General features: G+C 35.9%; 5 protein-coding genes. All 5 read right to left on the reverse strand.

Translation table 11 applies throughout. The features are described from left to right. Positions 1-697, reverse strand: a 697-nt coding sequence (locus AC1RPW_RS07515; protein WP_481769379.1) for a replication protein, incomplete at its 3' end; no start/stop codon positions are given. A gap of 74 nt (positions 698-771) precedes the next feature. Further along, on the reverse strand, positions 772-936 hold the full coding sequence (locus tag AC1RPW_RS07520; protein ID WP_481761992.1) for a transcriptional regulator: 165 nt from the start codon (positions 934-936) through the stop codon (positions 772-774). Positions 937-1,513: 577 nt separating this feature from the next. Beyond that, positions 1,514-2,599, reverse strand: a complete 1,086-nt coding sequence (mobV, locus tag AC1RPW_RS07525) for a MobV family relaxase (protein ID WP_004906452.1) — start codon at positions 2,597-2,599, stop codon at positions 1,514-1,516. A 574-nt stretch (positions 2,600-3,173) separates the two neighbouring features. Beyond that, the gene (locus tag AC1RPW_RS07530; protein ID WP_481761989.1) at positions 3,174-3,794 is read right to left on the reverse strand and encodes a GNAT family N-acetyltransferase; all 621 of its coding nucleotides are present in this window, start codon (positions 3,792-3,794) and stop codon (positions 3,174-3,176) included. A 93-nt stretch (positions 3,795-3,887) separates the two neighbouring features. Then, positions 3,888-4,109 (reverse strand): hypothetical protein, encoded by a 222-nt coding sequence (locus tag AC1RPW_RS07535; protein WP_481761990.1) that lies wholly within the window; start codon positions 4,107-4,109, stop codon positions 3,888-3,890. Positions 4,110-4,217: the final 108 nt, after the last annotated feature.

Below are 4,217 nucleotides of genomic sequence, written 5' to 3' on the forward strand. Positions count from 1 at the left end.
CTGTATCAGGATCAATGGTTTTTGAATAGACCGGACGATAACCACATTGGTAATTTGCATCAAAATATAGTCGAAAAATTCCAGAAGAACTTGAAATTATTTCATTCACATATTTCATACTCTCAATTCCAAATTCGTTACCTCTTTGTCTGATAAACGAGCTTAATTCCTTTACATTAACAATGTTATATTCATCTACAATTTCAAGTAAAGTCTGCCTTAATTCTTTCTTTTCATTTTCATCAAGTGTTACGTATCTATCAATATCAAAATCATTTATAAAGATTAAATCTTTTTTATCGTAGCGGTGTTTACCTTTCTTAATTGCATCAGAACTTTCATGCGTTAAATACTGAAAATAATACTCCACGCTATCAACAATTTCGATATGAGATACAGATTGATCACCTAAATTACGTTTTATTTTTTTCCGAATACTTTCAACAGTAACCGGATTACGAGCAATATACAAAACATGATAATGTGGTTTTTTATAAATTGATCCACCAGCACTTATTATCTCTTGTTCATCAGGAGTCATATCTTTAAATTTTCGTTCAGTTTTATCTAAATTATGGAGCGGACTAATCGCCATAGGAATACCAGTTTTTTCTAAATTTTCAATAAAGTTTTCAGGAATACTTTCAGGATACAAAATGAATGCAAAGTTTCTAGCCTTTGTATTTTTAGTAGTCATATAGTATAATCACCTTTAGAAAATAAAAGCATTTTTCACGAGCGAACTTGAGAGAGGGCGCTCTTTTTTTATGCTCATTTTTCTCCTTTCTTAGATTTTTCGATAACATCACGCATATAGTTTCTAATATCGTAAGTTACAATTTTTCCTTCACTTTTTAAAATCTCTTTGTAATCAGCATACATCTTTTTAGGTATTCTAACGGTTACAACTTGATATTCTGTTTTCTCTTCAGGCATAAAACTCACTCCTTTATTTTTTTATCATTATACATCATTATATACTTATAGTCTATATAGTCAAAAAATAACCCGTTTAAAAAAACGGCGGTCAAAACGGCGGTCAAACGGCGGTCATAAAAAAACTCCCAAATCCATTGGGAGAGTAAGCGTAAAGTCCTATTCAAGTAAAATTTGGCACTCGGCACTTATAGGGGGGTCGTAGTACGGGAGCGAAATTCGCTCCCTGCCCCCTGATTTTCAAAATTTTTATCCCACTCAAACCAAAATATGGGCTCCGCCCAAACCCGCAAGCTGTGTCAGCTTGACCCCATAAATGAGCGGGAGCTCCCGCTCAAACTCACCCCGCACTCGCCGTGGGGCAGGCAAAAAAAGCAGGTGTGCTTTTCTTTGCATGCGCAAAAGTGTTTTATCCGCTAGTCTATCAACTCCTTAAAGCCTCAAAAAGGGGCTAACTGCTAAAGCAGCAAGCCCCTTTAATTCGATTTACCGTTGACAGACACAAAATTAACGACGTTCAATCTAGCCAGATGTTAAATTAAGCTCTTAAATGCCATTTTAAGCCCATATAAGCGTTTTAAAGATGTGGACCGCCTAATTCATCAGATTTATGTTTTTCGAGTTCCTGTGAGCTTTCAGGGGCTTTTTTAGACGGTTCTTTTAGTCCTGCACGTTCTAGCCACTTGTCAGGTAAATTGATACCTAGTTTTTTGTGTAGAAATTCATCAACATTGCGGACAATGCCTTGAAGTGTTCCGACTAACTTTTGCAATCGCTCATTCTCTCTTTCGAGGTCATTATAGTCCCACGTTGTTCTAGTCAGTTTATCTCTTAACGAGTCGGCTTCACGCCTTGCTCTAGCATGCATTTGATTGTAATTATCACTAAAAGACGCCCGTTGTTCCAAATCAGCGAGATCAGATTTATCAACCATGACTTTATTTTTATTCAGCAAAGTTGGTTTACTAGCAATTTTTTTGTTATCCCGTGGCTTGATTTCATCAAGCTGTTTTTTAGTATCTGCAAGCTTTGCTTGTGTCTCTTGTTTTTCGGTCTCTATTTTTTTCAAATCTTCCCGCATAGTTTTGTATTCGGGTACTGATAAATTCTTACGCTCTTTGTTTTTGTTGCCACGTTGAACATCAAAGCCATTCTCTTTGAGATATTGTGGTAATTCCTCTTGAATGCGCTGTAAGGCTTCACGATTGAATATACGCTTAGCTGAGAGCTTTCTATCATCATCAAAGGGCACAATGCCCATATGCATGTGAGGGGTCTTCTCGTCCAAGTGAACGACCGCATAACGAATATTTTCGTCGCCATAGTTATCTGCAAAATATTGTTTGGCTGTTTCAAAATATTTACGGGTTTCGACTTCGTCTAATTGCTCAAAAAAATCTTTGTCACTGGTTAGAATCCACTCATTGACTAAAACAGCGTCTTTGCGAACTGCCCGCTTACTAGCTTTATTTTCGTTGATATAGGCTTCAATATCCGTTTTAAAATTATCAGTGCGCCCAGCCACCAAATCATAATTCAAGTGGGAGCGGGAAACATCAATATCTTCGTTGCTGTGATTAGTCGTTTTCCGTTGGTCATGATTGCCAATACCGACTAAATTATCAGCTTTTAATTTCGTCATTCTAGCCACTACAAAACTCATAGTACGCACCTCATTTCGGAGTTATCTTCCAAGTAAAGTATAACCCACTATACTTCACTCTGTGAAGTGTGGTCTCTGCGAGGCTAAAAACTGTCTGTCCACTTTGCCCCTTTTTTCGCCTTTAGGCTGAAAAGGTTCGACGTGAACAGGCACAAAAAAAAACGCCTACAGCTGTCCTTTTTTCTAGTAACAGAAATGATATTTTCACCTTTGCATTTTTCCGCAACGATTGCAAATTCATTTCAATATCAAATTCAAAACAACAGACCTTGCCACTTTTTCAAAAGTGGCAAACCCAGAAAATTTCTACATGTCTCCGACGGCTCGAAAACGAGTTGCCAAGAGGGTGGAAAATCAGTGGATCGTATCAACTTCTTAAATTCCTTCCGATTTGCTTCAGTCAGACATTTATCGTTGACCCTACCGTTTATTTTCCCACTGGCCAAATAAAAAAGAGTAGCCTAAGCTACCCTTTTCTAAAAAAATAGTTCAACAATCGCGCCCATTGAAGGTAAATTTTTAAGAAATAACATTTTTTCATTTTACTTAGAAAATATAATACTAGCCCCTTTTATCACATTTTTCCGTACAAATAGAAATGCATATTCTCTTGTAATTCTGGCAAATCGAGCGTTTCTTCAGCTAATCGTTCCAAACCTTGATGTTCATAAAAGCCAAAATTACATGTCGTATCCGTAAATAAGTAAAATGTCTTAAGATTTTCAGATGTCATATAATCTAAAAATTGTTGATACAATTGTTTACCGATACCTGAACCACGTTGGTTTCCATCTACAACAAAAAAAGCTAATTCACCATCAAAGTTTGTACCAATGCTCTTTAAAAGAATTTCATCAACTTCTTCAAATTTTTGAAACGTCTTTCCAATTTTACGCCCTTCTTTAGATATAGCAATTCGTGCAACAGCAATTCCTTGCCGAATAAGATACCTTAGTGGTTTACGATGTGTTTCTCTATTTTTACCCATAATAATACCAACAGGCACTTCATTAAAAACAGCAACACTAGTAAATGTTTGATTAACAAGACAACTGGCAAGATATATTTTAGACAGTTGTTTAGCTAATTTTGGGCTTCCTAATCGATCGTAGTTCCATGATTTGCGAATCATATCTTCCAAGATATGATAATCGGATGGTTTAATAGGACGGTATTTAATATCTGCTTGTGTCATTACTTTTCCTCCAAATAATTAACTTCTAAATTGTTCTTAAATCCAATATATTCCACGTCAATAATCATTACTTAACCTCTCCAGTCTCAATATTTATTTTATTTCTCCCATTTCTATCAATTCCTCAAATCCTTCAACAAAGTAATCTCTATCTTTCAAACAAACAACTCGTTTTTCTGGACCTTCAGGTGTCTCAGTTTCACTTAACTTTATACCACAAATAAAGCATTGACCTAAAAGCTCTTTAGTCGGGATAACATTTTGATCAGTGTATTCTAAGTATTTCTCAACATCACTTTCACTAAACTCTCTCATGCTCTCACCCCTCTCTCATTCTTTATTTCTCCTGTATCAGGATCAATGGTTTTTGAATAGACCGGACGATAACCACATTGGTAATTTGCATCAAAATATAGTCGAAAA

The organism is Dellaglioa sp. CoH-55-MRSF-8, assembly GCF_056782195.1.

Bases quoted from the DNA above. Each gene is read 5' to 3' on its own strand.
- AC1RPW_RS07520 (WP_481761992.1), bottom strand. From the start codon at position 936: ATGCCTGAAGAGAAAACAGAATATCAAGTTGTAACCGTTAGAATACCT.
- mobV (WP_004906452.1), bottom strand. From the start codon at position 2,599: ATGAGTTTTGTAGTGGCTAGAATGACGAAATTAAAAGCTGATAATTTA.
- AC1RPW_RS07530 (WP_481761989.1), bottom strand. From the start codon at position 3,794: ATGACACAAGCAGATATTAAATACCGTCCTATTAAACCATCCGATTAT.
- AC1RPW_RS07535 (WP_481761990.1), bottom strand. From the start codon at position 4,109: ATGAGAGAGTTTAGTGAAAGTGATGTTGAGAAATACTTAGAATACACT.